The sequence below is a fragment of the Actinorhabdospora filicis genome (assembly GCF_030269765.1).
Lineage (GTDB): Bacteria > Actinomycetota > Actinomycetes > Mycobacteriales > Micromonosporaceae > Actinorhabdospora > Actinorhabdospora filicis.
Genome location: NZ_BSTX01000009.1, coordinates 19,199 through 43,576 on the forward strand (window position 1 = coordinate 19,199; position 24,378 = coordinate 43,576).

At 72.0% G+C, this 24,378-nt stretch carries 28 protein-coding genes and 1 tRNA gene; 11 read left to right on the forward strand and 18 right to left on the reverse strand.

Annotated features, from left to right (window positions below; translation table 11 throughout):
* Positions 1-12: 12 nt before the first annotated feature.
* On the reverse strand, positions 13-654 hold the full coding sequence (locus QSK10_RS33780; RefSeq protein ID WP_285667633.1) for a TetR/AcrR family transcriptional regulator: 642 nt from the start codon (positions 652-654) through the stop codon (positions 13-15).
* Between the two features lie 157 nt (positions 655-811).
* Between QSK10_RS33780 and QSK10_RS33785 the strand changes: the two genes are divergently transcribed.
* A complete protein-coding gene (locus QSK10_RS33785; RefSeq protein ID WP_285667634.1) occupies positions 812-1,990 on the forward strand; it encodes a cytochrome P450 in 1,179 nt (392 codons plus the stop codon).
* 12 nt (positions 1,991-2,002) lie between these two features.
* Positions 2,003-2,200, forward strand: a complete 198-nt coding sequence (locus tag QSK10_RS33790; RefSeq protein WP_285667636.1) for a ferredoxin — start codon at positions 2,003-2,005, stop codon at positions 2,198-2,200.
* Positions 2,201-2,243: 43 nt separating this feature from the next.
* Here QSK10_RS33790 and QSK10_RS33795 read toward each other — a convergent pair whose 3' ends face one another.
* From QSK10_RS33795 to QSK10_RS33815, 5 genes are all read right to left on the reverse strand, one after another.
* Positions 2,244-3,392, reverse strand: a complete 1,149-nt coding sequence (locus QSK10_RS33795) for a hypothetical protein (protein ID WP_285667637.1) — start codon at positions 3,390-3,392, stop codon at positions 2,244-2,246.
* 603 nt (positions 3,393-3,995) lie between these two features.
* Entirely contained in the window at positions 3,996-4,925 is a 930-nt protein-coding gene (locus tag QSK10_RS33800; RefSeq protein ID WP_285667639.1) for a DUF2332 domain-containing protein, read from the reverse strand.
* A 7-nt stretch (positions 4,926-4,932) separates the two neighbouring features.
* Complete coding sequence (locus QSK10_RS33805; protein WP_285667641.1) at positions 4,933-5,352, reverse strand: winged helix-turn-helix transcriptional regulator; 420 nt, start codon at positions 5,350-5,352, stop codon at positions 4,933-4,935.
* A 20-nt stretch (positions 5,353-5,372) separates the two neighbouring features.
* A complete protein-coding gene (locus QSK10_RS33810; protein ID WP_285667642.1) occupies positions 5,373-6,113 on the reverse strand; it encodes an MBL fold metallo-hydrolase in 741 nt (246 codons plus the stop codon).
* Between the two features lie 59 nt (positions 6,114-6,172).
* On the reverse strand, positions 6,173-7,033 hold the full coding sequence (locus QSK10_RS33815) for an EamA family transporter (protein ID WP_285667643.1): 861 nt from the start codon (positions 7,031-7,033) through the stop codon (positions 6,173-6,175).
* Positions 7,034-7,108: 75 nt separating this feature from the next.
* Between QSK10_RS33815 and QSK10_RS33820 the strand changes: the two genes are divergently transcribed.
* From QSK10_RS33820 to QSK10_RS33830, 3 genes are all read left to right on the forward strand, one after another.
* On the forward strand, positions 7,109-7,999 hold the full coding sequence (locus QSK10_RS33820) for a LysR family transcriptional regulator (RefSeq protein ID WP_285667644.1): 891 nt from the start codon (positions 7,109-7,111) through the stop codon (positions 7,997-7,999).
* A 62-nt stretch (positions 8,000-8,061) separates the two neighbouring features.
* Positions 8,062-8,991, forward strand: a complete 930-nt coding sequence (locus QSK10_RS33825) for a mycothiol acetyltransferase (RefSeq protein WP_285667646.1) — start codon at positions 8,062-8,064, stop codon at positions 8,989-8,991.
* A gap of 69 nt (positions 8,992-9,060) precedes the next feature.
* Positions 9,061-10,065, forward strand: a complete 1,005-nt coding sequence (locus QSK10_RS33830) for a sporulation protein (RefSeq protein WP_349497717.1) — start codon at positions 9,061-9,063, stop codon at positions 10,063-10,065.
* 79 nt (positions 10,066-10,144) lie between these two features.
* On the opposite strand, the gene QSK10_RS33835 is transcribed toward QSK10_RS33830, so the two are convergent.
* The gene (locus QSK10_RS33835; protein ID WP_285667650.1) at positions 10,145-10,765 is read right to left on the reverse strand and encodes a hypothetical protein; all 621 of its coding nucleotides are present in this window, start codon (positions 10,763-10,765) and stop codon (positions 10,145-10,147) included.
* Positions 10,762-11,349, reverse strand: coding sequence for an RNA polymerase sigma factor (locus QSK10_RS33840; protein ID WP_285667652.1), 588 nt, complete (start codon positions 11,347-11,349; stop codon positions 10,762-10,764). Before QSK10_RS33840 ends, QSK10_RS33835 begins: the two co-directional genes overlap by 4 nt.
* 102 nt (positions 11,350-11,451) lie before the next feature.
* On the opposite strand from QSK10_RS33840, the gene QSK10_RS33845 reads away from it, so the two are divergent.
* Positions 11,452-11,994, forward strand: a complete 543-nt coding sequence (locus QSK10_RS33845) for a chloramphenicol phosphotransferase CPT family protein (protein ID WP_285667654.1) — start codon at positions 11,452-11,454, stop codon at positions 11,992-11,994.
* Positions 11,995-12,058: 64 nt separating this feature from the next.
* On the opposite strand, the gene QSK10_RS33850 is transcribed toward QSK10_RS33845, so the two are convergent.
* Entirely contained in the window at positions 12,059-12,997 is a 939-nt protein-coding gene (locus QSK10_RS33850) for an inositol-3-phosphate synthase (RefSeq protein ID WP_285667657.1), read from the reverse strand.
* Between the two features lie 52 nt (positions 12,998-13,049).
* Positions 13,050-14,261 carry an NAD(P)/FAD-dependent oxidoreductase gene (locus tag QSK10_RS33855; protein WP_285667658.1) on the reverse strand — a complete coding sequence of 404 codons (1,212 nt, stop codon included), beginning with the start codon at positions 14,259-14,261 and terminating at the stop codon, positions 13,050-13,052.
* 117 nt (positions 14,262-14,378) lie between these two features.
* On the opposite strand from QSK10_RS33855, the gene QSK10_RS33860 reads away from it, so the two are divergent.
* Positions 14,379-16,547 carry a DUF4132 domain-containing protein gene (locus tag QSK10_RS33860; protein ID WP_285667659.1) on the forward strand — a complete coding sequence of 723 codons (2,169 nt, stop codon included), beginning with the start codon at positions 14,379-14,381 and terminating at the stop codon, positions 16,545-16,547.
* On the opposite strand, the gene QSK10_RS33865 is transcribed toward QSK10_RS33860, so the two are convergent.
* Positions 16,525-17,292: a helix-turn-helix domain-containing protein gene (locus QSK10_RS33865; protein WP_285667660.1), complete on the reverse strand. Its 768-nt coding sequence runs from the start codon at positions 17,290-17,292 to the stop codon at positions 16,525-16,527. The genes QSK10_RS33860 and QSK10_RS33865 overlap by 23 nt on opposite strands.
* Positions 17,293-17,378: 86 nt before the next feature.
* Here QSK10_RS33865 and QSK10_RS33870 point away from each other — a divergent pair, with 86 nt between their 5' ends.
* On the forward strand, positions 17,379-17,720 hold the full coding sequence (locus tag QSK10_RS33870; protein WP_285667661.1) for a nuclear transport factor 2 family protein: 342 nt from the start codon (positions 17,379-17,381) through the stop codon (positions 17,718-17,720).
* Between the two features lies 1 nt (position 17,721).
* The gene (locus QSK10_RS33875; protein WP_285667662.1) at positions 17,722-18,735 is read left to right on the forward strand and encodes a zinc-dependent alcohol dehydrogenase family protein; all 1,014 of its coding nucleotides are present in this window, start codon (positions 17,722-17,724) and stop codon (positions 18,733-18,735) included.
* On the opposite strand, the gene QSK10_RS33880 is transcribed toward QSK10_RS33875, so the two are convergent.
* Complete coding sequence (locus QSK10_RS33880) at positions 18,725-19,630, reverse strand: LysR family transcriptional regulator (RefSeq protein WP_285667663.1); 906 nt, start codon at positions 19,628-19,630, stop codon at positions 18,725-18,727. The two genes, QSK10_RS33875 and QSK10_RS33880, sit on opposite strands and share 11 nt — an antisense overlap.
* Before the next feature lie 96 nt (positions 19,631-19,726).
* Between QSK10_RS33880 and QSK10_RS33885 the strand changes: the two genes are divergently transcribed.
* Entirely contained in the window at positions 19,727-20,119 is a 393-nt protein-coding gene (locus QSK10_RS33885; RefSeq protein ID WP_285667664.1) for a nuclear transport factor 2 family protein, read from the forward strand.
* 53 nt (positions 20,120-20,172) lie between these two features.
* Here the strand turns inward: QSK10_RS33885 and QSK10_RS33890 are convergent, their stop codons facing one another.
* From QSK10_RS33890 to QSK10_RS33915, 6 genes are all read right to left on the reverse strand, one after another.
* Positions 20,173-20,595 (reverse strand): VOC family protein, encoded by a 423-nt coding sequence (locus tag QSK10_RS33890; RefSeq protein WP_285667665.1) that lies wholly within the window; start codon positions 20,593-20,595, stop codon positions 20,173-20,175.
* 29 nt (positions 20,596-20,624) lie between these two features.
* On the reverse strand, positions 20,625-20,954 hold the full coding sequence (locus QSK10_RS33895) for a helix-turn-helix domain-containing protein (RefSeq protein WP_285667683.1): 330 nt from the start codon (positions 20,952-20,954) through the stop codon (positions 20,625-20,627).
* A 94-nt stretch (positions 20,955-21,048) separates the two neighbouring features.
* Positions 21,049-21,882 (reverse strand): alpha/beta fold hydrolase, encoded by an 834-nt coding sequence (locus QSK10_RS33900; RefSeq protein WP_285667666.1) that lies wholly within the window; start codon positions 21,880-21,882, stop codon positions 21,049-21,051.
* A 276-nt stretch (positions 21,883-22,158) separates the two neighbouring features.
* Positions 22,159-22,653, reverse strand: a complete 495-nt coding sequence (locus QSK10_RS33905; RefSeq protein WP_285667667.1) for an HIT family protein — start codon at positions 22,651-22,653, stop codon at positions 22,159-22,161.
* 141 nt (positions 22,654-22,794) lie between these two features.
* Positions 22,795-22,870 (reverse strand) — tRNA-Arg (locus QSK10_RS33910).
* An 88-nt stretch (positions 22,871-22,958) separates the two neighbouring features.
* The gene (locus QSK10_RS33915) at positions 22,959-23,633 is read right to left on the reverse strand and encodes a hypothetical protein (protein WP_285667668.1); all 675 of its coding nucleotides are present in this window, start codon (positions 23,631-23,633) and stop codon (positions 22,959-22,961) included.
* 126 nt (positions 23,634-23,759) lie between these two features.
* On the opposite strand from QSK10_RS33915, the gene QSK10_RS33920 reads away from it, so the two are divergent.
* Entirely contained in the window at positions 23,760-24,290 is a 531-nt protein-coding gene (locus QSK10_RS33920) for a GNAT family N-acetyltransferase (RefSeq protein ID WP_285667669.1), read from the forward strand.
* The last annotated feature ends 88 nt before the right edge of the window (positions 24,291-24,378 follow it).

The following is a 24,378-nucleotide window of genomic DNA, read 5'->3' on the forward strand; positions in this document are numbered from 1 at the left end:
GCCGGGCGGTGGTCAGTCGTGGTGGAAGTCGGTGAGGGTGACGGTCGGGCCGGGCAGTTCGCCGCCGCCGGGGCGGAGTCCGTCGAGGACGATCTCGACGTGCCGCCGGGTGATCCACTCCTTGTCCTCGGTGAGCTCGCATTCGTGGCGGACGAGCATCCCGATGAGGATGATCATGTCGCCGGTGGACACGTCGGTGCGCATCTGGCCGCGCTCCTGGGCGCCCCTGACGAGGGGGTCGAGGAGTTCGAGCATGCGCTGGCGGGCGTCGGCGAGTTCGGCGATCTCCTTCATGGCCTGGGCCATGCGGGGGCGGAGGGCTGAGAGGGTGCCGCCGAGGCGGAGTTCGACGCAGCGCCGGACGAACCGGCACAGTGCGCCCCACGGGTCGGTGGCGTGGTCGGTCTCCTGGCGGGAGACGGTCATGAGGCGTTCGAGCCCGGCGGCGATGACGGCTCGCAGCAGGGCCTCGCGGTCGGCGAAGTGACGGTAGAGGGTGCCGACGCCGACTTCGGCGCCGCGGGCGATCTCCTCCATGGGAACGCCGATGCCGTGGCGGATGAAGGCGAGGTGGGCGGTGGCGATGATGCGGTCGCGGTTGCGCTGGGCGTCTGCGCGACGGCGGGCGGGGACGGGGCTGGGGGCAGTGGACACCGTCGTGCCTTTCTCGTGTCCTATCTGGACGGTACTACTCCGGTTGGCTACAGTGGAGATCCGGAAGAGAATCCTCCGCTTTCTGGCGAGAGTGAGGCCTATCATGACCCAATCTCAGGCCCCTGAGCTGCCGGTCGACCAGATTCCAGCCTTTCCGATGGAACGCACCTGTCCGTTCCACCCACCCGCCGCCTACTCCGAGATCCAGGACGGTGACGCACCGGTCAAGGTGCGGTTGACCCGTTCGGGCCGGATCGCCTGGCTCATCACGTCCCACGACCAGGTCCGTCAGGTCCTGGCGCATCCCGGTGTCTCGTCCGACCGGACGGCGCCGAACTTCCCCCTCGCGGTCAATCTCGACCCCGAGGAGATCAAGAACATGCCGAAACCGGCCCTGATCGGGCTGGACCCGCCGGAGCACTCGGTGCAGCGCCGCCAGGTGATCACCGAGTTCACCGTCCGCCGCACCAAGGACCTGCGGCCGCGCATCCAGCAGATCGTCGATGACGCCATCGACGATCTGCTGGCCGCCGGGAAGGGCGCCGACCTCGTGGAGCACGTCTCGCTGCCGGTGCCCTCGATGGTCATCTGCGAGCTGCTCGGCGTCCCCTACGCCGATCACGACTACTTCCAGGAGCGCACGAGGGCCCTGCTGTCGCGCGACAGCACCATCGAACAGGGCCGCCGGGCACTGAACGAGCTGGGGGACTACTTCGTCGAACTCCTCACGGCGAAGGAGAAGAACACCCCCGACGACATGCTCGGGCGGCTCATCACCGCCGGGCGCGCCGACGGGACCTACGACCGCGACGAACTGGCCGCGCTGGCCCGGCTGCTGCTCATCGCCGGGCACGAGACCACCGCGAACATGATCAGCCTCGGCACGGTGGCGCTACTGGAGAATCCCGAACAGCTGGCGAAGCTGAAGGCCGACTCCGGCCTCCTGCCGACCACCGTGGAGGAACTCCTGCGCGTCTTCGCCATCGCCGACGTGGCCACCTCCCGCACCGCGCTGGTGGACATGGAGGTCGGCGGCGTCCTCATCAAGGCCGGGGACGGCATCATCGCCTCCGGGCTGGCCGCCTCGCACGACCCGGGCGTCTTCCCCGAACCGCACGCGATCGACGTGACCCGCTCGGCCCGCGCGCACGTCGCGTTCGGCTACGGCGTCCACCAGTGCCTCGGGCAGAACCTCGCCCGCGCCGAACTGGAGATCGCCTACGAGACCCTGTTCCGCCGCGTGCCGGGCTTGACACTGGCCGTCCCGGCCGAAAACCTGCCGTACAAGAACGACGCGTTCATCTACGGGATCCACGAGGTTCCGGTGACCTGGTAAGGGAGAACGGGCATGCGCATCAAGGCGGACCGGGACGTCTGCGTCGGAGCGGGCCAGTGCGTGCTCACCGACCCCGACGTCTTCGATCAGGGCGTGGACGACGGGATCGTGTGGCTGCTCGCCGAGGTCCCCGGCCCCGAGCACGAGGACAAGGTGCGCGAGGCGGTGTCCCTGTGTCCGTCCGGGGCACTGTCGATAGTGGAGGAATGACGCCGAGGGCGCGGCCCCTTCCCGGGCCGCGCCCTCGCTCGCGCTAACCGGTGACCGCGCTCCACGGCACCCAGCCGCAGCCCTGCGGCTGCCCGTCGGCCCACGTGATCACCGCGATCGCGTACCCGTTGTCCAGCTTGGTGTCCGGCTTCGGCTGGTGGTGCACCTCCAGCTTCGACACCTCACCCGCCTGCGCCAGCTTCGGCGCGTTGGACGCGTTCAGCGCCAGCGGCTCGGCCTTGCCCGTCACGTCCGCGACCGCCGAAGCCGCCGCCGGAGCCACCCGGCACCGCGTCGTCGCCGAATGGTGCGGGCCGATGACCTCGACCGGCACATTCCCCGCCATCGCCACCGTGATCGTCTCGGTGGCCGCGTCACCGCCGCACACGTTCGCCACCGACCGCACCACCGACAGCCCGCCCTTGCCCGCGCTCATCGCCAGCGGCGGCAGCGTCCCGCAACCCCACTGCCAGCTCGCCTCGAACGCGATCGGCCGGGCCTCCTTGCCGTCCCAGATCCAGATCAGGATCTGCGACCACGGCTGCGCCGCCGAACCCGCGTACTCGACCAGCGCGGCGGCGTCCTCATCGCCGTCACCGTCGAGATCGGCGTACACCGGGTCCTTCGCCGAGACCACGAAGTCGCCCGCCTTGCCCTCCTTGAACGCGGTGAGCTCGCCCTTGATGTACACCTTGGCGTTCTTCAGATCGACCGTCCGCACACCCTGATCGGTGACCGCGCTCTGCGAAGGCGACGGGCCCGCGACCGCCGGATCCCCGTCCTTGTCCTTGTTCAGCCAGTTCACGCCGAAGTAGACGGAGGCGCCCAGCACCACGACCGCGCCGACGATGATGGCGACCAGCGGCAGGATCTTCCGCTTCTTCTTCACCGGGTACTGCTGCTGCGGTGGCGGCGGCGCCTGCTGCTCGAAACCCGGCTGGAGGGAAGGAAGCGGCGCCTGCGACCACTGGCCCTCGTAGGGCGGCGGCGACCACTGGCCCGGCTGCTGACCCGGCTGCGCGGGCGGCTGACCGGGCTGCACCGGCGGCGGCTGCGCCTGGTTGATCGGCGCGGTGTCGGGCTCCTGCGACGAGGGCGGCGGCGGGTAGACGCGGTGCCCCGGCTCGTAGGGCGGCGGCGCGCCCTGCGACGGGTCCCACGGAGTTCCGGGAGGGGGAGGCGGGCTGGTCATGCAGCGACTTTAGCCCCGGCGGGCAACGCCGAGCCGAAGCGGGAGTCACGGCTCGGCGGCGAAGGGAACGGCCACCGTCACCCGGCCCGACGACCCTCTCGGTACGGGCGCCGACCACGGGGATCACGCGGCGACCGGCGGTGCCGTCGATCAGCCCGGCGGGGAAGACCGCGATCGGGCCGACACACGTTCGCCGGTCACCACGATCGGCCGGTCCCCCGAACTACCGCCGGTGTACCCCATCTCCGGGCCGTCGGCCGCCGCCTTCATCGCACCGAAGGGTCACGCGGCCCATCGGCCCCGCGCACACACGCGGAGACCTCTTTTCGGTGGGGGCCCAGAGCCCGCCCCGCTGGGGCGAACGTAACCCCACCCCACGCCTGGTCCACCAAACGGCCCACCGCGCGACCTGTGGAAAACCACCGCGATGTGGATAACTTCCAGGCGTGGCGGCCTTCCGGACGGCGGCTGAGCCGCGCTCACCCGCCTGCCGGAGCGGCGGGAGCCTTCCGCGGCCACGCGGTCAGCCGGAGTGCCGTCCCGCCACCGCCCGAGGGACCGGCCCCCGCGCAGCCACCGGCCGTCACCCGGCCAGATCGTCGATCACGGCCACCCGATCCACCGCCCGTGCGAATCCGAGAACCCCATGATCCGCCCGTCCATGCTCACCACCTCCGTGTTCACGTCCGCCTCGACCTCGGTCCCCGGGACCACGCCCGGCGACTCCAGCGCGATCCAGTGCCCCGGCAGCGAGGTCACGGTCGCGGCGAATCCCTTGCGGGCCTCGGCGTCCACGACGTAGGCGAGGGCCGCCGAGTGCTGCACGACCAGGGTCGCGCCGGCGGGGGCCTGGGCGGCGAGGGCGCGCAGGTCGGTGAGCATGTCGCCCTGGACGAGGCGGGGCGGGTCGGCGCGGACGATGTCGGCGGCGGCGTGCAGGCGGGTGCGGCGCTCGTGGTGTTCGGGCCAGACCAGGGCGGTCAGCCAGCGCAGGACCTCCTCGTCCCGGATGTCGAGGGGGTTGAGGTCGAGTCCGGCGCGCCAGACGATCTCCGGCAGCCGCTTCGGCAGCGGGACGTCGCCGCGCGGCTCGCACTCCAGCAGCACCGGCCCGTCGCCGAGTTCGTGGGTGCCGTAGCGGTAGCGGTAACGGTCGGGGTAGAGGTTCAGGCCGGCGCTGGCGCCCACTTCCAGCAGCGCGATCGGTCCGTCCACTTGCGACAGCACGGGCAGCAGCGCGGCGCACCGGTTGGTCTCGTTGGTCTGCGTGCGGTGGGCGAGGATCACCGCCACCACCTCGTCCCAGCGGGACAGCACCCACTCCCGCCAGTCCGATGTGGACTCCACGGGGCCGTCGAGGTAGCGGGTCGCGCCGAAGAGGAGGTTCGGCTGGCGCTTGGGCTCCGGCAGGACGCTCAGGCGGGCGATCAGCTCGGCGTCGCCCGCGACCAGCAGCGACAACGCCTCGTACAAGGGGGATGTGGGCGCGGTGTGCTCGGCGAAGGCGCGGTACCAGCGCTCGGTGACGTCCATCCGGCGATTATGGACCGCCGTCGTGCCGCGCGCGTGCGGCGTTGATCTCATTGACGTGGCGCTCGGCCCAGTCGCGCACCGCCGACAGGGGTTCCTCCAGGGTGAGGCCCAGCTCGGTGAGCCGGTACTCCACGCGGGGCGGGACGGTCGGGTACGAGCGGCGCTCCACGAGCCCGTCGCGCTCCAGCGAGCGCAGGGTCTGGGTGAGCATCTTCTCGCTGATGCCGTCGATGGCGTCCCGGATCTCCCCGAAACGCTTCGTGCCGGTGCTCAGGACGCCGACGATCAGCGCGGTCCACTTGTCCGCGAGGCGATCGAGCGCCGCCCGCGAGGGGCAGGGCGCGCTGTAGACGTCGGCGGGCCGCCCGTCGGGGAGCCAGGCGAGGACCCGGCCGGGCGTGCCCGGCCGGGGGCGTCGAGTGCGCATGGCCCCATACTAACCAGTGGTTAGCGACCGAAGACCGTCCCGGTGAAGTGCCCGCCGGCGAAGGGGACGTCGTCGGCCAGCAGCTTCTCGCGCGTGCGCTGGGCCTCCCCGGGGTCGGCGTCGAAGGCGAAGCACAGGGACGGGGCCGCGACCTGCGCGCGGGTGTGCAGGGCGTCGCCGATGATCAGCAGGCGCTCGCCGCCGTCGGCGATCTCCACCGCGAGGTGCCCGGGGGTGTGCCCGGGCGCGGCCAGGACGCGGACGCCGGGCGCGACCTCGTCGCCGTCGGCGGCGAACTCCACGCGCGCGGCCAGGGCGTCCTGGATCGCCGGGGACGGGCCGACCGGCGAGTCGGTGCCGTGCCAGTGCCGCCATTCCGCCTCGGCCACCACGTACCGGGCGTGGGTGAACGCCTCGGCCCAGCCGACGTGGTCGTGGTGGAGGTGGGTGAACAGGACGGTGTCGACGTCGGCGGGCCGGTGGCCTTCGGCGGCGAGGCTGTCCGGCAGGGCGCCGCTGGAGAAGGACGCGAAGCCGGGCACGTCGAAGGCGACCGGCCCGAGCCCGAGGTCGACCAGCAGGAGCCGGTCGGCGGTGGCGATGAGGAAGGACCCGACGCTGACCGGCAGGCGGGTGGCCGCGCCGGTCCAGGCGGGGAACGCGGCGGCGGGTTCGAGGAGCCCGTACCCGTCGGGCAGGTAGGTGACGGTGATGGACCCGACGCGGCGGGTCTCCCTGGCGGCAATGGAAAGCTCGGTCATGCCACTAACCGTAGGTAAGTGGCTCTCTCCCGGGAAGTACGCACTTGCAAGTGGCCGCACTATGTCCGTTTCCCGCCCCGGGCGGCTCCGGCCGCCGCCAGGCTCACCAGGCCGATCCCGGCGACCTGCCACCAGTGCGGCACCTGCGACAGGAACACCGTGCCGATGACCAGCGCGAGCGCCGGTTCCAGGCTGAGCAGCGTCCCGAAGGCGCCCACCGCCATCCGCCGCAGCGCGAGCATCTCCATGACGTAGGGCAGCACGGGCAGCAGCAGCGCGATCCCGAGTCCCACCAGGACGATCCGGCCGTCCAGGCGCGGGACGGCGTGCCCGGCACCGGCCACGGCGGTCACCAGGGCGGCCACGGTCATCGACAGCGCGAGCCCGGTGAGGCCGGGCAGGCGATCGGCGACCTTCTGGGTGAGCAGGATGTAGGCGGCCCAGCAGGCGGCGTTGCCGACGGCGTAGGCGAGCCCGAGGGGGTCGACGGATCCGTTCCACGGCTGGGTGACCAGGACGACCCCGGCGAGCGCGATGGGCGGCCACAACAGCCCGAGGCGCCCGGCGCGGCGGAAGACGCCGATGCCGAGGGGCCCGAGGAAGCCGACGGCGACGACCGCCGACAGCGGGAGCCGGTCGATGGCGGCGGCGCTGAGCAGGGTCATCAGGCCGCTGGCGGTGCCGAGCAGCGCGACGCCGCCGAGGTCCTTTTTGGACATCGCCCACGGCTTGGGTCGGGTCACCGCGAGCAGGATCACCGCCGCCCAGGACAGGCGCAGCCAGGTGGTCCCGGCGGGCCCGAGGTCGTCGAAGAGGAGGGTGGAGGCGGCCAGCCCGGACTGGACGAGGGTCATCGAGCCGAGGGTGAGGGCAACGGCGGTCCCCACACCACCGGCCTTCGCGGGGAGAGCGACGGTCATGCCTCCACCTCACCCGAGATGATCGTCCCGGTCCAGCGATTGTTCCGGGACAGACCATCCCGTTACCGTGGACGAATGGATCTCCACCTCCTCCGCGTCCTGCTGGAGCTGCACCAGCACGGGACGATGCGCGCCACCGCCGAGGCGACCGGCTACGGCACGTCCACGATCTCCGTCCAGCTCGCCGCGCTGGAGAAGCAGGCGGGGGCGGCGCTGCTGGAGCGCTCGGGCCGCACGGTGCGCTTCACCCCGGCCGGGCGGCGCCTCGTCGAGCACGCCGGGCAGATCCTGGCGGCGGTGGAGTCGGCGAAGGCGGACCTGTCGGCCTCCGGCCCGGCCTCGGGCGTCCTGCGGGTGGCGGGTTCGGCGAGCGCGCTCAGCGGGGACCTGATCCCGGTGGCGGCGGAGCTGAAGCGGACGCATCCGGCGCTGCGGCTGGAGCTCCAGGAGCGCGAGCCGGCCGAGGTCTCGGCGCTGCTGGCGGAGGACGCGGTGGACCTGGGTTTCGTCTACGACTTCGACGTGGTCCCGAAGTTCGCCGACAACGGCGCGCACGTGCGCCAGACCTGCGACACGCCGATGCGGCTGGCGGTGCCGTCCTGCATGGCGCGGGTGGAGTCCTTCGCCGAGCTGCGCGACGAGCCGTGGGTGGTCAACTCGCGCGGGGAGGACGACACCGAGCTGGTGGAGCGGGTGTGCGGACTGGCGGGTTTCGCGCCGTTCGTGGCCCACAAGGCCGACAGCCTGGGCCTGGTGCTGGACTTCGTGGCGGCCGACCTGGGGGTGGCGCTGGTGCCCGCGCACGTCCCGCCGCGCGAGGGTGTGATCGTGATGCCCTCGCCGGGGCTGGAGCCGCGGCGGCGGATGTTCGCGGTGACGCGGCCGGGCCGGCACACGTGGCCGGCGATCGCGCTGGTCACCGAGGCGGTGGTGGGCCGCACGAGAACGTTACCGGTATTTCCTTGACACAGGTAACGGTGGCGTGGTTATGATCAGCGCGCATCAGCAACCGAACCAAGGGATTCCTCTTGATCATTCGCACCGCCCGCTCCACCGAACTCCCCGCCCTCACCACCTACGCCGGTGAGGACGACCGCAACGCCTCCCGCGCGGACTACCTGACCTCGCTGCTCGACAAGAAGTGCACCCACCCCGAGTGGGCCTACGTCGCCGAGGACGCCGACGGGAACCTGATCGGCAACATCGTGCTGTGGACGCGTCCCGGCGGCGAGAAGCCGACCGACTTCGTCCTGTTCGACGCGCCCTGGGACGACACCACCGTCGCCCGCGCCCTCCTGGACCACGCTTTCGCCGAGGCCGCGAAGATGGGCGCCGACCACCTGGCGCACGTCGTCGACTCCCCCGCCGAGGCCCCGCAGTACCAGGTCGAGCCCGAGAAGCGCTGGGCGCTGCTGGCCGACTACGGCTTCGACCTCACCCGCGACGGCAACCGCTTCCGCTGGCAGACCGGCACGCCGGTGCCCGAGGACGACCCGCGCGTCACCTGGAAGTCCATCGTGGAACTGGGCGAGGCCCCGTTCGTGGACATGGCCGAGCGGATCCTCTCCGACACCAAGGACGCGATCCTGCGCGCCGACATCGCCGAACTCGGCCTGCGCGGAGCGGCCGAACTGCTCATCTCCGACATGAAGGAAATGGAGCACGAGCCGGAATGGTTCGAGCTCGGTTTCGACGATTCCGGCGAAGCGGTGGCACTGAGCCTCCCGGCGAAGAACCCGGGCTTCCCGGTCATCGGATTCGTCGGCGTCGCCCCGGCCGGACGCGGCAAGGGCTACTCGACCGCCATCGTCATTCGCGGCACGCGCATCCTCGTCGCCAATGGCGCCACCGACATTCGCGGGGATTGCGATGCCGGGAATGTGGGCATGTACAAGGGTTTCGCACGTGCCGGATATGACAATTTCGCCGACCGGAAGGCTTTCTCCCGGGCGATTTGACGAACGGCGCTTAACTTGGAGTAGACCCGGTGGGCCGCCCACCGCGTCCGACAAGGAGTGAATGCCGTGGTGTTCAAGAAACTTGCGCGCGCTTTCGGGGCCGGGGGCCCGAGCGTCGACACCGTACTCGACCGCCCCGACGTCCGTCCCGGTGAGGTCCTCTCCGGCACCGTGCACATCGCCGGGGGCGACCACGACGTGGAGATCGAACACGTCGCCCTCGGCCTCGTCACCCGGGTGGAGGTGGAATCGGGGGACAGCGAGTACAACTCCACCGTCGAATTCAGCCGCGCCCACGCCGGCGGGCGGTTCCACCTGCCCGCCGGTCAGCGCTACTCCCTGCCGTTCCAGATGCAGGTCCCGTGGGAGGCCCCTCCGACGGTCTTCTACGGGCAGCACCTGCACGGGATGACCATGGGCGTCCGCACCGAACTGTCGGTGGCCCGCGCCATCGACAAGGGCGACCTCGACCCGGTCAACATCCACACCCTGCCCTCGCAGGAGGCGGTCCTGGCGGGCATGCAGCGCCTGGGCTTCCACTTCCGGCGGGCGGACCTGGAGAAGGGCCACATCCGCGGCACCCAGCAGCAGCTGCCGTTCTACCAGGAGATCGAGTTCGCTCCGCCGCACCAGTACGCCGGTCGCATCAACGAGGTCGAGCTGACCTTCGTGACCACCGCGCACGGCATGAACGTGATCCTGGAGGCCGACAAGCGCGGCGGCATGTTCTCCCACGGGCACGACGCCATCGGCCGCTTCGACGTCTCGCACCAGCAGGCGGCGGGCATGGACTGGGCCGCCGGGATCAACGACTGGCTCGCCCGCATCGGCGGCCACGGCGGCGGACACGGTCACGCCCACGGGGGTTACGCGCCGCCGCAGCAGCACGGCTACGGACACCCGTCGCCTTACGGCCACGGACAGCCCCACTACCGCCACGGGCACGCCCAGTACCGCCACGGACGCCGGGGCCACGGCCACGGCGGCGCCATCGCGGGCGGCATCGTCGGCGGCCTGGCCGCCGGGTTCGTCCTCGGCGAGATCGCCGACGACATCGGCGACATCTTCGACTAGCCGACCGCCTGCCCACTGGGCTGCCGGCCAGACGAAAGGCGCCGTCCCGCACCGGGGGCGGCGCCTTCTTCGTCCGCCGCTACTCCACCGCCACGCAGTCACCCGGGTCGGCGGAGGCGTAGGCCAGGCCCACCAGGGGCTCCTCGATCTCGGCGCCCTCATCGGAACGCACGTGGTAGACCGCCATCAGCAGCGTCTCGCCGTGGGCGAACTCGGCGCGATCGAGCGTGAACGTCGCGCCCCCGTCCGGGGTGCGCTGTGCGCTGAAGCTCCCACCGGAGGAGGGCGAGGTGTAGGCGGGCCACCGGCAGTCCCGGTACACGCCGTCCAGGACGGTCACGTTCGCGCCGATGCCCTCCTTCTTGAGGGCCGCCTCCAGTCCCGCGCCGTCCTGGATGTCGCCGACGGTCACGGTGACCGACTCCCCGTCGACGGCCAGCGAATAGCCCACCGGGCGCTGGTTCCCGGACACCGGGACCGAGACCGCCACCGCCGGGGCGGCGTCCGGGGACCCCTCGCCCGAGAAGCCGAGCATCGGCACCGCCAGCGCCGCCACCACGGCGATCCCCGCCAGCGCCATGCCGAACCGGGCGGGCTTGGGCACCCGCGCCCAGTTCCGGCGGGTCTGCGCGCGGTTCTCCACCACCTGCGTCAGCTCCGCCAGCAGACGGGTCTCGTACCCGCCGAGTTCTTCCTTCACGATCTCGCCTCTCCGGTCGTGGCCACCATGACCGGTGGCGTGGACAGCTCGCCGCCGACACGGCGGCGGGCCCGGTGCAGCCGCACCCGCGCGGTACCCGGGCGCAGGCCCAGGACGCGCGCGGCCTCGACGACGTCCAGGCCGTCGAGCGCGACGAGTTCCAGCACGGCCCGTTCGCCGCGGGGCAGACCGTCCATGGCCTCGTAGAGGGCCCGGCTCCCGGCCGCGGCGTCGACGCGTTCCTCGGCGCGCGTCAGGTCGTCGGGGTCCAGCCGCCGCATCCCGGCGTCCCGGCTCGCCCCGGCCCACTCCCGGGCCCGGCGCCGCCGTTCGGCCAGGATCACGTTGCGCGCGACGCCGTAGAGCCAGTTGCGGGGTGTGCCACGACTTGCCCGGTAGGACTTCGCCGAGCCGATCGCGGCCAGGAACACCTCCGCGACCAGGTCGGCGGCCTCGTAGGGCTCGGCGACCCGGCGCGCGACGAAGTGCTGGACGGCCGTGATGTGCGCCCGGTAGAAGGACTCGAACGCGGCCGGGTCGGTACCGATGCGCGCCGTCTCATCCGCGGGTGCGTGCTGGCTCACGGATCCCGGTCTCCCTTCGCGTGGTTCGGGCCGTACAGGCCGTACGGGAGCTATTGGCGTCGGCGGGCGAAAGCGTTACAAGCGCTGGTCTAGGCTCCGCTGATGCGATCGGTCATCTTCCTCAACGGCGCCTCCTCCGCCGGTAAGACCACCCTCGCCAAGGCCCTCCAGGACCGCCTGCCCGAGCCGTACCTGCACCTCGGGCTCGACACGGTCTTCGGCTCGGTGCCGGACAAGTGGGGAAGCACCGGGGAGTTCTCCGCCGACGGCTTCGCCTACACGCCCGTCCCCGACGGCCTGTCGATCACCTACGGGGACGCCGGTGAGCGCATCCTGCGCGGCTTCCACCGCGCGGTGGCCGCGCTGGTGGCCACCGGCGTCGGCGTGATCGTCGACGAGGTCCTGCTGGACGGGCGCGCCCGCGACGACTGGCGCGAGGTGCTGGCACCGTTCGGCCCGCTGTACGTGGGCGTCCACTGCGACCTGGACGAGCTGGAGCGCCGCGAGAAGGAGCGCTACTCGGCGCGCGTCCACGGCCTGGCCCGCTGGTCGGCGCTGCACGCGCACGAGGGCATGGCCTACGACCTGACCGTGGACACCACGTCGGTGCCCGCGGCGGAGCTCGCGGCGCTCATCACCGGCTAGGCGGCCGTTCCCGGCGGCGACACAGTGCTATCAAATCGCCGTTCCCGGCGGCGATACAGCACTATCAAATCGCCGTTCCGGGCGGCGATTTCATCAGATCGGCGACCTCTCCGGGGTACCCGCCGCGTCCCTCCCGCTTGGCCGCCGCCGCCAGCCGCACCAGGTCGATGTTCACCCCGGCCGCGCCCGCCGGGTCGTGCACCTTGAGCTTCAGGTCCATCGCGATCTCGGCGCCGCCCCAGCCCTGCGCCTCGATGTTCAGGTGCAGGATCTTGCGGGATCCCAGGTGCGGCATGTACCCCAGCGGCGCGACGGCGACCTTGCCGGCGTTGGCACCGAGCGCGTTCATCTTGGACTTCTTCTTCGACTCGCCGTGCTCGACGAGGTTGCGGAAGTCCTCGGTGCCGCCCAGGTTCACCTGGTAGGAGCTGGTCAGCGTCACGCCCCGCTCCTCAAGCAGGCGCAGCAGGGTCGCGTGCACCGCCGAGGCGCCGAACTGGCTGGTGAGGTCGTCGCCGAGCAGCGGCAGGCCCGCCTCGGTGAACCGGCGCAGCAGCTCGGGATCGCGCGCGACGGCGTCCGCGGTGGTGTTGACGAACGCGGCCCCGGCCCGCAGCGCCGCCTCCGCGTAGGCGCGGGCGATCTCGGGGCGCCCACTGGGGGCGGAGTAGAGCACGACCTCGGCGCCGCCGAGCGCGGCGGCGATCCGGTCCACCTCGTCCACCGTGGACAGACCCCGGGTCACCGTGACGCCGGAGGGTTCGAGCGCGACGTCCAGCCGGAAGTTGTTCGGGGGCATTAGGACGGCCTCACTCAGGTCGGCGCCCACTTTGGCCTCGGACATCGCGAAGGCCGCGACGATCTCGACGTCGGTGACCCCGAGCCCGGCGATCTCGGGACGCCGGATGCCCACGGCGCTGCCGGTGGCGCGGTAGAGCGCCAGGCCCTGGACGAGGGCGGAGGTGTTGTTGCCGACGCCGATGGTCGCCAGTTTGATCTTCATCGGGTGAGGGTAAGTGGATCGCGGCGGCCTGCCAAGACCGCCGCGATCCCGCCTAGAGCGCCTTGCCCGGGTCGGCCAGCTCCTCCGGGTCGACCCGCCGCCGCTCCCGGATCAGCTTCTGCACCGGGGCGATGCCCTCGTCCCACATGTTCACGTGCATCCCGGCCACAACTTCCCCGTCGCTGAGCCAGAAGGCGTAGAACGCGTTGCCGGGCACGTCCCCGCGGGTGACGAGGGTGTCCCAGCCGCCCGGCGGGAACCAGCCGGCGTACTCCATGCCCAGGTCGTACTGGTCGGAGTAGAAGAACGGGACCGGGTCGAAGCCGGCCGGCAGGCCCAGGATGGACCGGGCCGCGGCGGGCCCGCCGTCGAGGGCGTTGGCCCAGTGCTCGACGCGCACGTGGCGTCCGTAGAAGGAGCGGTACTGGGACGCCGCGTCGCCCACCGCGTACACGTGCGGGTCGTCGGTGCGGAAGTCCTCGCCGACCACGATGCCGTTGTCCACGCTCAGCCCGGCCTCGGCGGCCAGGGCGGTGTTCGGGACCGCCCCGACGCCGACGACGACCGCGTCGGCCTCGACGCGGTCACCGGAGTCGGTGAGCACGGCGGTGACGCGGTTCCCGTCCACGTCGAAGGCCGAGACCGAGGCGCCCAGCCGGAAGTCGACGCCGTGGGCGCGGTGCGCGTCGGCGAAGTGCGCGCCGATCTCGGCGCCCAGGACGCCGTAGAGCGGGGTCGGCTGGGGTTCGATGACGGTGACGTCGCAGCCGTAGCCGCGCGCGGCGGCGGCGACCTCCAGGCCGATCCAGCCGCCGCCGACCAGGACGATGCGCCCGCCCTTGATGAGGGTCTCGCGCAGGGCGGTGGAGTCGCCGAAGTCGCGCAGGTAGTGGACGTCGCCGGGCAGCGGCAGCCGCCGCGCCGAGGCGCCCGTGGCCAGCAGCAGCCGGTCGTAGCGCAGGTGCGCGCCGTCGGCGAGCTCGACGGTGTGGTCGGCGCGGCGCAGGGAGGTCGCGGGGCGGCCGAGGAGGAGTTCGATGCCCTGTTCGGCGTACCAGCCCTCGTCGTGGAGGTACACCTCGTCGGCGGGCGCGCCGTTCAGGTAGGCCTTGGACAACGGCGGCCGGTCGTAGGGCCGGTGGGTCTCACCGCCGATCAGGACGACCCGCCCGCCGAAGCCCTCGGCTCGCAGGGTCTCGGCCGCGCGTGTCCCGGCGAGCCCCGCGCCCACGATGAGGACGGTGTCTTCGCTGGTCAAGGCCATGATGCCTCCATCCGTCGGTGCTTGCACCATATCGAGCGCGGGACGCCGAGGGAAGCTCCCTGTCGTAGCAACGGCCTAGTCTGTGCGCGTCTTCCCCGCGACACCTGGAGCCACCCCATGACCGATCCCGCCGCCCTGGCGAAGATGCGCGAGGCCCTCGAACGCGAGAACGCCGATCACCACTGGCATCACCACTACGAATGGGACGAACGGGCCGTCATCCTCGCCGAGCACGGTGAGCTGGCGGAGTCCCTGCTGGTCTCGATCCGGCGGAACGTGGCCGGGATGGACATCAAGGGCGCGGTGGAGGTGCCTCCGGCGCTGGCCGTGCCACCGCTGAACCCGGTCGAGCCGTGGGCGGTGCGCGCCAACGCCGACGCGGTGGACGAGGCGTGGGCGGCGTTCCTGGCGCACCTGCGCACCGCCCAGGCCGGCAGGCCCTCGAACGCGTGGATCAAGCGCGCGTCGGCGCTGCTGGCCGCCCTGGGCCCGCAGGCCCCGGCGGCGCTGGCCGAGTGGGCCGAGCTGGCGCCGGTCACCGCGCCGGAGCCGATCCCGTTCAGCTGGTACGGCGAGAGCGGCACGCACGTGTGGGACGCGTTCAACGCCACGGCCCTCAAGGGCCTGCTGTGGACGCTGCCGCTGCTGCCGGCCTCGGCCTCGCTGGCGCGCGCGGTGGGCCGGGTCGTCGAGCGCGCGCTGCGCAAGATCCCCGGCGTCGGGCCGCAGAGCCCGAAGCTGGCCAATGCGGCGGTGTACGCGCTGTCGGCGATGGAGGGCCCGGACGCGCTGGCGCAGCTGGCCCGGCTGGCCTCGACGGTCACGTTCAAGGGCACGCTGAAGCAGATCGACGCCGCCCTGGACCGCCGGGCGCTGGCGATGGGCCTGACCCGCGACCGGATCGAGGAGATGGCCGTCCCCCACTACGGCCTGACCGAGGTGGGGCGGCTGGCCGAGGAGCTGGACGGCGTCACCGTCGAGCTGCTGGTCGACCCGTCCCCGCGCCTGGCGTGGACGAACGCGGCGGGCAAGACCGTGAAGAGCGTGCCCGCCTCGGTCCGCCGTGACCACGCCGAGCGGCTGGCGGAGCTGAAGGGCGCGGTGAAGGACATCGCCAAGATGCTCACCGCCCAGGCCGAGCGGCTGGACTCGCTGTTCCTCGCCGAGCGCGAGTGGGCGATGCCGGAGTGGCGGGAGTACTACCTCGACCATCCGCTGGTGGGCACCCTCGCGCGGCGGCTGCTGTGGCTGGTGGGGGACGCGGTGTGCGCCTGGGACGGCGGCCTGGTGGCGCTGGACGGCACGCCCGTCCCGGACGGGCCGGTGCGGCTGTGGCATCCGATCGGCCGCGAGATCGCCGAGGTGATGGCCGCCCGCGCGTGGCTGGCCGAGCGGGGCGTGGTGCAGCCTTTCAAGCAGGCCCACCGCGAGGTGTACCTGCTGACCGCCGCCGAGGAGAACACCGGCACCTACTCCAACCGCTACGCCGCGCACGTCCTGCGCCAGCACCAGTTCCACGCGCTGGCCTCGGCGCGTGGCTGGGCCGACAAGCTGCGGCTGATGGTCGACGACTCCTACCCGCCGGCCACGCGTGAGCTGGCGCGCTGGAACCTGCGCGCCGAGTACTGGGTCGAGGGCGCCGGGGACGACTGGAACACCGACACCACTGAAGCCGGGACCTACCTGCGGCTCATCACCGACCAGGTGCGCTTCTACCCCCTGGACGCCCCGACCAACTGGGCGCACGCCGGTGGCGGCGGCTACGGGGTGTGGGGGACGGCGCCGGGCGAGCCGCTGCCGCTGGACACCGTCCCACCGCTGGTGTTCAGCGAGATCATGCGCGACGTGGACCTGTTCGTGGGCGTGGCCTCGGTGGGCAACGACCCGACGTGGCAGGACGGCGGTCCCGAGGGCCGGTTCCAGAACTACTGGCGCGAGTACGCCTTCGGCGACCTGTCCGGCACCGCCCAAACCCGCCGCGAGATCCTCACCGCGCTCGTGCCGCGCCTGGCGATCGCCGACCGCGCGCACGTGGACGGGCGGTTCCTGGTGGTGCGCGGCGACCTGCGCACCTACAAGATCCACCTCGGCTCGGGCAACATCCTGATGGACCCCGGCGACCAGTACCTGTGCATCGTGCCCGGTCAGGCCAAGGACGGCGGCGACAAGGTCTTCCTGCCCTTCGAGGGCGACCGGACCCTGGCGATCGTCCTCAGCAAGGCGCTGATGCTGGCCCGGGACACCGAGATCACCGATCCGACCATCACCCGGCAGATCCGGCGCTGAGGCGCAGGGCCGCGGCCGTCTCCTCGTCGGCGGGCAGGAACGCCTCCAGGTGCAGCTCCGAGACGGTCACGTCCACCGCGGTCGCGAAGCTGGTCAGCGTGGTCAGCAGGCGCAGCTCGGTGCCCCGGTGCATCAGCCGCAGCGGGACGCCGAAGCCCATGTGGTCGGGGCCGGTCGGGGCGTCCGGGACGTAGGGCGCCAGCTCGGCGATGAGCGCGTCGAGCACCGGGTCGGGGCTGCGCAGGGCCCGCATGCGCAGCCCGTCGATGACGTGGCGGCCCCATTCGGCGAGGTTCAGGACGCGCCGGGGCATCCCGTCGGGGTGCAGCGCGACCCGGTACACGTTGCCCATGAGCTCCGGCGCGACGTCCTCGGCGATGATCGCCGCAACGGCGGCGTTGGCGGCGATGAGCTCGCCCCGGGGGTCGGAGACGACCGCCGGGTAGGGCATGTGGCCCTCGATGATGCGCCGGAGGGCGTCGTGGACGGGGCGCAGCTCGGGGGCGTCCAAAGGGGTCTCCGTGTAGACGGGCGCGAAACCCGCGTTGTAGAGCAGGGCGTTGCGTTCGCGCAGGGTCAGCTGCATGGACTCGGCCAGGCGCAGCAGCATCGCGCGGCCGGGTTTGGAGCGGCCGCTCTCCACGAAGCTCACGTGGCGCTGGGTGGTCCCGGCGCGGGCGGCCAGTTCGAGCTGGCTGAGGCGGCGGCTGGTGCGCCAGCGGGCGATCTCGGTTCCTACGGTCACCGGCCCTTTCTATCCCCGGTTCCAGCATCGATGCCATTCCCCACAAGGAATTGAGGATCATTCCCCGGTGCCGCAAGCTTGGCGTCATGAGTCCTGAAGCCATGGGCACCGCCGAGGTCATCGACCGTTTCAACGCCGTCTTCCACGAGCACGATCCGGCCGCGCTGGACGCCGTCCTGCACGACGACGTGGTCCTGGACCTGATCGAGGGCGGCTCCCTCGAAGGCCGCGAGGCGGCCGGAAGCTATTGGAAGAAGATCGCCGAGGCCGACGGGACCTTCGAGGTCGAGGCCGTGCACATCGCCGGCGAGTTCGCCACGATCCCCTGGACCTACCACTTCCCCGGCGGCCACAGCCGGGGCGTGAACCTCACCCATGTGCGCGACGGCGTCGTCGTCCGCAGCACCGGCTACTCGCGGGAGAACTGACATGCGCTCTTACCACCTCACCGCCCTTGGCACCGTCGACGGTTATGTGCTGCGAGAGGAGGAGCGGCCCGAGCCGGGCCCGGGCCAGATCCTGGTGCGCGTACGGGCCGTCTCTTTCAACAAGCGCGACGAGATGATCCTGAACGGCGTCTACCCGATGCCCTCCAAGCCGGACCTGATCCCGATGAGCGACGGCGCCGGGGACGTCGTCGCCCTCGGCGAGGGCGTGACGCGGGTGGCCGTCGGTGACCGCGTCATCGGCTCCTACTGGTCGCGCTGGGAGGACGGCCCGCTCACCTATGACGCCGCCGACCAGCTGGGTTGCAGCAGCGACGGGATGCTGACCGAGTACGCGCTGATGGACGCACGGGCGGCGGTGCGCTTCCCGGATTCCCTCAGCTACGAGGAGGCCGCCACCCTGCCGTGCGCGGCGGTGACGGCGTGGACGTCGATCACCGGCGGCGCCCCGATCGTCCCCGGCCAGACCCTGGTGACCCTCGGGACGGGCGCGGTCTCGCTGTTCGCGCTCCAGCTCGGCAAGCACCTGGGCCTGCGCGTGCTGATCACCACCTCCCGCGACGAGAACGCCCAGGCGCTGCGGGACCTGGGCGCCGACGCGGTGGTCAACTACCGCAGCGAACCCAACTGGAGCAAGGCCGTCAAGGAGTTCACCGGCGGCCGCGGCGCCGACATCGTGGTCAACACCGCCGGACCCGGCGGCGCGGCGGAGTCGATGCGCGCGGCCGGCCTCTACGGCCACATCGTGCAGCTGACGACCACCGCGCCCGGCGTCGAATCCGTCTCGTTCCCCGGTGACGCGTGGGCGCAGACGATGGCCACCGTCCGGCGGGTCTTCGTGGGCAGCCGCGCCGACCTGGAGCAGGTGGTCGAGCTGATCGCCGCCACCGGCATGAAGCCGCAGGTGGACAAGATCTTCACCTTCGACGAGCTGCACGAGGCCTTCCGCTACTACCAGTCCGGCGCGGCCTTCGGGAAGGTCGTCGTCACGGTCTAGGGGAGGCGAGGCCTAGTTCGGCGAAGAACCGGCGGGCGTGCGCGGTGAACGCGCGCGCCGCCGGGCTCACCGCCCCCTCGGCCCGCCACACCACCCCGACCTCGCCGTGCACGGGCGTGGCCAGCGGCACCGTCACGAGGTTCTTCTCGTAGGCCGCCGCCGACTCCGGGATCAGCGCCACCCCCAGCCCGAGCGCGGCCAGCCGGGCCAGGAACAGCGGATCGCTGCCCTCGAAGGCCACCCGCGGCCGCCCCAGCCCCTCGGCCTCGTGCGCCTCGTCCACCAGCCGCCGGACGCCCGTCCCGCGCCGCATCGCGATCAGCGGCCGCCCGCTCAGTTCCTTCAGCCGCACCGACTTGCGGCGGGCCAGGGGGTCCTCGACGCGCAGCGCGGCCACCACGTCCTGCCGCAGGATCACCTCCGCGGCCAGCCCGGCGGGCAGTTCCCCGACCACGGCGGCGATGGCCAGGTCCAGCTCACCGCGGTGCAGCTCGCCGATGACGTCCTCGGCACCGGCCTCCACCAGGCCGATCTCGATGCCGGGATGCTCGGTGTGGAACGCGGCCAGCAGCGTGGGGACGTCCAGGACGCGCGGCAGCCCGATCGTCCCGACGCGCACACGTCCCCGGACCAGCCCGGTGAGCTCCTGGACGGCGCACTCCAGCCCGTCGACGGCCGCCAGCGCGGCCCGCGCGTAGGGCAGGACCGACTCGCCGACGGGGGTGAGCGCCACCGTCCGGGAGGTGCGGTCGAACAGCTCGTGCCCGAGCTCCTTCTCCAGCTGCCGGATCTGGGTGCTCACCCCCGGCTGGGCGACGTGGAGGGCTTCGGCGGCGCGGGTGAAGCCGCCCTCGTCCACGATGGCGAGGAAGTACCGGAGGTGACGCAGTTCCATAACCGGAGCTTATCTCGGGCAGTAGATCCAGCTCTTGGACTTATGAGTCGATTCGCGGGAGGGTATGAGGGTAAGCGACGAACGAGGGAGTGAGACATGAGCACCAAGACCGAAACCGAGATCCGCAATGCCGAGATCGCCCGCGCCTACTTCGCGGCCTGGGACGCCAAGGACTGGGACGCCTACCGCGCACTGCTGGCCGATGACGTCGACTTCGTCGGCGCGATGGGCAAGGTCGCCGGGGCCGACGAGGCCGTCCAGGGCATCGCGTCCTTCGCCCACGTGATCCGCGAGGTGAAGGTGGAGAAGATCTGGGTGGACGGCGAGGACGTCATCACCTGGTTCCACCTGCTCACCACCGCCGAGGACGAGCCGGTACCGGTGGCGAACTATTCGAAGATCCGCGACGGGAAGATCGTGCGCATCCGCGCCGCCTTCGAGGGCTCGCGGGTGGGCAAGGCGATCGAGAAGGCCGCCGCGGAGAAGTGATCCGCGCGTGAAGGAGGCCCCGGCGTAGTGCCGGGGCCCTTCGCTTGCGCCCGTCAGGGCATCGCGTACGGCTGCGTGAGCCGGAAGTTGTTCCCCGAGGGGTCGCGGAATGCGGAGTCCAGGCCGTAGGGGTACTCGGTGGGCTCCTCGGAGAACTCGACGCCCCGCGCGGTGAGTTCCTTGTAGGAGGCGTCGAGGTCCTCGGTCACGAGGAAGACCGTCCCCGCGAAGCCCTTCGTGACGAGGGAGAGGGTCTCCCGCGCGGTCCCGGCGTCCATGACCGGCTCGCCCGGGATCGCCATGAGCACGATGTTCAGGTCGGGCTGACCCGCGGGGCCCACGGTGAGCCAGCGGAAGTCGCCCATCTCGGGCATCGTGACGTCCGAGCGGACCTCGAAGCCGAGCTTGCCGGTGTAGAACTCCAGGGCGGCGTCCTGGTCGTGCACCCACAGCTGATAGTTCGCGATCTTGATCATTTCGCCCTCCAGAAGTCTCAAGGCCGACCCTACGGAGGCGGGCCCGCCGTGTCTTCTCGAAAGCTCTTGTTCTTCGGCCGCCCGAAGAACTTCAGGATGCAGGAAGGGACCATCGCGTAGGTTTCGGGCGCCGGGAACCGCGCGCGATAGGCCGTCGGCGGCATCCCGTAGACCCTCGTGAAGGTCGTCGTGAAGGACCCGACGCCCGTCCAGCCGACCGACACGCAGATCTCGGCCACCGCCCGGTCGGTGAGCCGCAGCAGCGCCGCCGCCCGCTCCAGCCTGCGCGTCAGCAGGTAGGCGTGCGGGGACTCGCCGAAGGCGCGCTTGAAGCTCGCGCTGAACTGCGAGCGCGACAGTCCGCCGCCCGGGCCAGGTCCGCCACGGTGAGCGGCTCGGCGTACCGGCGGTCGGCGAGATCGCGGGCGCGCAGCAGATGCCGGGCGGGCGGGATCACGCCTCCAGTATCAGCCATTCCAGGACGCGCGGGGTCGCCGCGAAGTGCCCGGCGTGCCCGGCGCCGTCCTCGATCTCGGCCGCGGCGGACGGCATCCGGGCCGCCAGCCAGCGCGCGTGCGCGGCCGGGACGACGCTGTCCTGCGCCCCGTGCCACAGCCGCGCCGGGACCTTCACGTCGGCCGGGTCGAAGCCCCACGGCAGCCCGAACAGCGCGCGCACGTCGTCCACCCACCCGTCGAGGCCGGGCCGCACGGCCTCGGCGAAGGCGGCGTCCAGCATCGCGCGCACCTCCGGCCGGGCCAGGACCTCCCGCTCGCGCTCGGGCAGCGCGGGCGGGCCGGGCGGGTTCTCCGCCAGCCGTGCGCGGACCGCGTCGCGCCCGATCGCGGCGGCCCGCGCGCTGCGCACGTTGCCGTCCATCATCCCGGCGGTCCAGTCGAGGCCATCGGCGTCGCGCGGGGCGAGCGCGGCCAGCGAGGCGACCCGCGTGACCCGCTCCGGGTGCGCGGCGGCGAAGGCGAGCGCGTGCGGCCCGCCCCCGGAGACGCCGAACAGCGGGAACCGGCCGAGCCCCAGCGCGTCGGCGACGGCCGCGACGTCGCCGGCGCCGTCGGCCACGGTCCGTCCGGGCAGCGGGGTGGAGTGCCCGAACCCGGGCCGGTCGAAGGTGATGAGCCGGACGCCCAGCCGCTCGAACAGCGCGCCGTCGGGGTACCGGGCGAGGCGGCTCATGGGGCTGCCGTGCAGGTAGACGACGGGCGTGCCGCCGGGCACGCCCCATTCCTCGACGGCGATGGTGCGCCCGGTGGGGGTGGTGATCTCGCGCATGGGGCGAGCGTATGAGCGCGGGCGGCGGTATCGGCGGTCTTTACGCCGTGGGCAGAGCGGGCGGTCCGGGAGGTCCGCCCGCCCCCGCCCGTTCCGCCGGGTCCCCTCCATGAGCCGGGACCCCCGCGCACCGAGAACCGTGCCCGGCGGATCGCCGGGGGAGAGAAGGCTCCCGCCGGGCACGATGGCACTGCCCGGCAAGGATCGAACGCGCGAGCGACGGCGTCAACCCCCGCTTCACCCGGTCGGGTGATGAACACTGCCGGAGCCCGGACGTCAGGCCGCCCGCAGCGCCTCGGCGATGAGCCGCCCGGCCTTCTCGTGCTCGGCGTCCTCCGCGGGCGGCAGGACCTCCTCCCACACCGGCAGCGCGTACTTGGCGGCGTCGAGCATGCCCGCCGGGCGCGGCATCAGCCACACGTGGAAGTGCGCGCCCCCGTCGCCCCAGCGGTACAGGTGCACGCGCGCGAAGCCGCCGAGCCCGAGGATCGCCCGCTCGGTGCGCGCGATCAGCGTCCCGAAGCTCGCGGCGACCTCGCCGGGCAGGTCCTGGAACGAGTCGGCGTGGACGTGCGAGGCGATCCACACCGTCCCCGGAATGCTCCCGCTGAACGGCACGTACACCGCCCAGTGCTCATCGGACCAGATCGCGTCATCGCGCCCGCACACACCGCACGGCTCACCCCCGTCCTCACCCCGCCGGGGCGGCTCGGGCAGCACGGGCGGGGACAGCAGGGTGGCGTCGGGCGAGCCTTCGAAGGGGAGTTTCATGACGTCCTCCTCGCGGCGGGACGGTTTCCCGCCTGCGAGGTCCATTCAGCCGGACGCGGCGGGCGCGCGCCTGATCGTGTTCGCTCTTCTGGGCGTGGACGCGAAAAAACCGCCCCGGTGAACCGGAGCGGCTGAATCGACTGGCGCGCCCGAAGGGATTCGAACCCCTAACCTTCTGATCCGTAGTCAGATGCTCTATCCGTTGAGCTACGGGCGCTCATCCCCGCGTTCCCGCGGCGACCGGCTAATACTAGCGGGTCCCCTTCGCGGCTCGCGAGCGGGTTAGGGAGAGTGACGGCTCCCACCTACTCCGCCAGGACGCGGTCCACGAATCCGGCGTAGAGCTCGGCCTGGCCGAGGGCGCCGGAGGTGTCCCAGATGCCGCGCTCGTAGTCGGCGACGGTCTCGGGCAGCTCGAAGTGGGACACCCAGGCGTAGCGGCGTTCGCGGCCGGGCCAGTAGCGCTGGTGGGCGGCGAACCAGGCGACGTAGGCGCGGTGGAGGGCGGCGTCGAGGAGGTGCGCGCGCTGCCAGCCGTCGGTGCAGGACGACAGCTCGTTGGTCACCTCGGGGGCCTCGGCGGCCAGGGAGGTGCGGGAGACGTCGGTCAGGCGCCACGGGAACAGCGAGACCGCTCCCCTGGCCTTGGTGCCCGCGCCGGAGCGGTCGGAGAGCATCACGCCGTAGGCGAACCCGGCGACGCGGCGGACGGGGGCGTCCAGCGAGCTCCAGCCCTCGCCGTCGGCGAGCCCGTCGAGTTCGGAGGTGAAGCGCTCCAGGGACACGTGCTCGACGGGGACGTCGTCCCCGACTGCATTTCCGGCGGGGATGGAGGTGAAGCCGTCCGGTTCGCCGTCCCACACGCACACCAGACGTTCGTCACCGCCGGGGAGCGACAAACCGGGCGCGTAGACGAACGCGGGCTTGTGCGAGGTGGCGAGGCGGGCGGAGGCGCGGATGAGACGAGGCGGCAACGACATGCGACAAGGGTGCCCAGACCGGTCGGGGATCGTCCACCGGACGAGACGCACGAAACTTGACCGTTGGGGGACACTCTTCGGGTGACTTCCCATCAGTACCCCCCTTCCACCCTCGATTCGCTGTGGGTGGGGAGGCGCGTTCGGCTGCGCGCCATCGAACCCCAGGAGTGGCAGCGGTACCGCGACTTCGACCACAACTCGGCCGATCAGCGCAATGTCGACCGGGTGCACCCCCCGCGCTCGGTCGCCGGTTACGAGCGGTGGGCGAACGAGCAGGCGCTGCGGGACCAGGGGGACGAGTTCTGGCTGGCCATCGCCGACGTGGAGACCGACCGCCCGGTCGGCTCGATCAGCACCAGCCGGGTCGACCACACCGCGGGCGTCTACTGGTACGGCGTGGGGATCTTCCGCGAGGACCAGCGGCGCGGCTACGCCTCCGAGGCGATCCGCATCGTGCAGCGCTACATGTTCGGCGAGCGGCGCTTCCAGAAGTGCCAGGCGGGCGTCTACGGCGACAACCCGGCCTCGCTGGGCCTGCACCAGTCCCTCGGCTTCGTGCAGGAGGGACGCCTGCGCAAGGCCGTCTACCACGACGGCCGGCACCAGGACCTGGTCATCTTCGGCATGACCGTGGACGAGTTCCGGAACCTCCGGTAAAGCCAGCAGAGTCGCAACCTGCGGTAAAGCAAATAGAGCCGGAACCTGCGGTAAAGCGAAAAGGGCCGCCTCCTCGGAGGCGGCCCTT